At 73.4% G+C, this 2,393-nt stretch carries 3 protein-coding genes; all 3 read right to left on the bottom strand.

Annotation, left to right across the window (positions count from 1 at the left end; all coding sequences use genetic code 11):
- A partial coding sequence (locus tag E7Z54_RS17850) for a Clp protease N-terminal domain-containing protein (RefSeq protein WP_276606243.1) occupies nucleotides 1-268 on the bottom strand: 268 nt, incomplete at its 3' end.
- A gap of 242 nt (nucleotides 269-510) precedes the next feature.
- The gene (locus E7Z54_RS17845) at nucleotides 511-1,698 is read right to left on the bottom strand and encodes a hypothetical protein (protein ID WP_136436016.1); all 1,188 of its coding nucleotides are present in this window, start codon (nucleotides 1,696-1,698) and stop codon (nucleotides 511-513) included.
- 49 nt (nucleotides 1,699-1,747) lie between these two features.
- A partial coding sequence (locus E7Z54_RS17840) for an Abi-alpha family protein (RefSeq protein ID WP_206056368.1) occupies nucleotides 1,748-2,393 on the bottom strand: 646 nt, incomplete at its 5' end.

Raw genomic sequence — 2,393 nt, 5'->3', positions numbered from 1 at the left:
CGGCCGAGCCGGCCGGCTGCTGGACGGTGGCTCCGGTGGCGCGCGGCAGGGCGTCCCGCGCCGCCGACGCCGCGTGCACCAGTGACGGCGCGTCGACGCCCGCCTTGGACACCAGGCTCGCGGACGTGCCGTCGGTCTGCAGCAGCAGGGCGACGAGCAGGTGGATGGGTTCGACGGTGCTGTGGCCGGCGGTGGTCGCGGCGAGCTGGGCAGCCTCGATCGCCTCGCGGCTGCGCGTGGTGAACTTGTCGGCCCCGAACTGGCTCATGGCTTCTGGCTCCTGTGAACGTGTGGAACTCGATCGTGTCGCGTCCGGACTGCGATCACCAGATCCGGACGGGCATTCCTCACAACGTGCGCAAAGTTGAGTCTGTTCCACTCAACCCTGGCGTTCCTCGGCCGGTTGCCCGAACGTGCCACCACGCTGGCGAGCACACCTCCAGCTCCGGTGCCGCAGCCGGGCTGACCAGCGCAGGCACGCGCCTGTCTCCCGCTGCGGCGTGCCGGCCGCTAGCGTGCGCCCTCACGGGTGGCGTCCCAGTCGCGCCGGATCGTCGCCTCCAGCTCCTCGCGCGCGGATGTCGCGAGCCGGCACCCGGGCCCCGGGCGCAGGTCGACGTCGCTCGCCCGACCGCTCGCGGTCGACGTGACCAGTGCGATCACCTCCGCGCGAGCGTCCTCCCTCGCGCACCGACGGACCCCCCAGGGCATCACGACCTGTACCTCACCCTGCCAGCCGATGATGCGGAGCTCCTTCAGCAGCGGCCGGGCGTCGTCCTGGTGCCCGTGATCGCGCGGCAGCACCACGACCAGCCGCGCGACCCGGGTGACCCCGGCGTCCCCCGTGCGGGCCGCGAGACGCAGTGCGCGCGCGAGGTCCCCGTCCACCGCGCCGGCGTAGGACGTCGGGCGCCGACCCCCGGCCACCCGGACAACGAGCGTTGCCGGTGCGTCGCCGACCGCGCGCCGTACCCGCCGCCAGGCAGAGGCGACCTGGGTTCCGGTGGACACGTCCACCGCGACCTCGAGCCCGTCCTCCTCGACGCCGAAGCCGGTGAGGAGCGGCGACAACGGCTCCAGGCGAGCGAGTACCGCCTCGAGTCCCGCGGGGTCGTCGAGGGCTCCCGACAGGTCGATGTCCGAGGTGGCCTCCGACCTGCTCACGGCGACGTCGAGCACGCTGATCGGCCTGACCCACGCGTCCCCCCCTCCTCGAAGCTCTGCCACGAGCGCCCGTGCTGCCGGCACCCAGGTCCGGCCCTCGCTGACCCTGAGGCGGATCCGGGCGCCGTCGTCGAGGGGCTCGACCCGGACCATCTCCACGCCCGCCGCCTCGAGCCGGCCGGCGGCCAGGAACAGCGCGGTCACCGTCTCGCTGCTCACGTCTCGGAGGTGGTCGGCATTGAGCCGGGCCCGCCCACTCCGGAACTGCCACCCGCGAAGGTCCTCCCGCTCGACCAGGCGGCGGCGGACCTCCTCGACGTCCGCCGAGGTCGCTGCGGGGTCGAGTTCGACGATGTCCTTTCCGGCGTCCGCGTCATGGCGCAGGGCCTCGACGCCGGGGACGTCTGCCACGCCGGCGCGGAACCTCCGCTCCTGCTGTGCCTCGGAGGTGTACCAGGACACCAGGCCGACGGCGGCCCACAGCGAGAGCAGGGTGACGAGCACCAGTACCCGGCGACGGGACCTATCGCTCATGGGGCGAGTCTCGCCCATCGGGCCTGGGGGCGTGCCGCAGGTGCACCGGTCAGGCCTGCGGCCCCTCCTCCGAAGGCGTCGCATGCTCCGGGAGGTCGGCGCTGAGCGCCACCTCCTCGTCGACGAGGGCGACCTTGCAGAACTCCTCACCGAACGGGGTGAGGTGGATGCTGCGGCGGACGACCTTGGCGAACCTCACCGAGTGCAGGGCGGCGAGCACGTCGGGCTGCGCCTCCAGCACCTGGTACTCCATGTGATCGCGGACCGGCTCCCGGGAGAACCAGACCAGCCCCAGGCGGAACAGGTTGTTCAGGTACGACGGCACCTGCTCCAGGTGGCGGAGGCCGGCCCGGGCGCCCACCATGGTGAGGCCGGGCGCGATCAGCTGGCTGTTGACCATCCCGATCGGACCGCCGGTGCGCACGTCGACGCTGGGCTGGGGACCGTCGCGCAGGAGCATCACCAGGATCCTGGCCTCGTCGGGCGCCAGGTCGTCGAGGATCCGGTCGAACGCCGGGTGGCGGTCGTCGTGGCTCCAGACGTCGCGGGACCTCTGCAGCAGCTCTGCCCCGCGCTCGCGGAGCGACACCGGCCGGGTCGCCGTCACCTGCCCGTCGACCACCGCGGCGCCCTGGACCTCGCTCAGGCGCTCGGGCGTCGCACCGAGCGACTCGCCCGCGCGCAGGAGGGCCGTG

Source organism: Nocardioides sp., assembly GCF_004803405.1.
Classification (GTDB): domain Bacteria; phylum Actinomycetota; class Actinomycetes; order Propionibacteriales; family Nocardioidaceae; genus Nocardioides; species Nocardioides vastitatis.
This window is presented reverse-complemented; position numbering and strand designations above follow the sequence as displayed.

What these genes read in the sequence shown, in the direction of transcription:
- E7Z54_RS17845 (WP_136436016.1), bottom strand. Translation starts at nt 1,698, where the DNA reads ATGAGCGATAGGTCCCGTCGCCGGGTACTGGTGCTCGTCACCCTGCTC.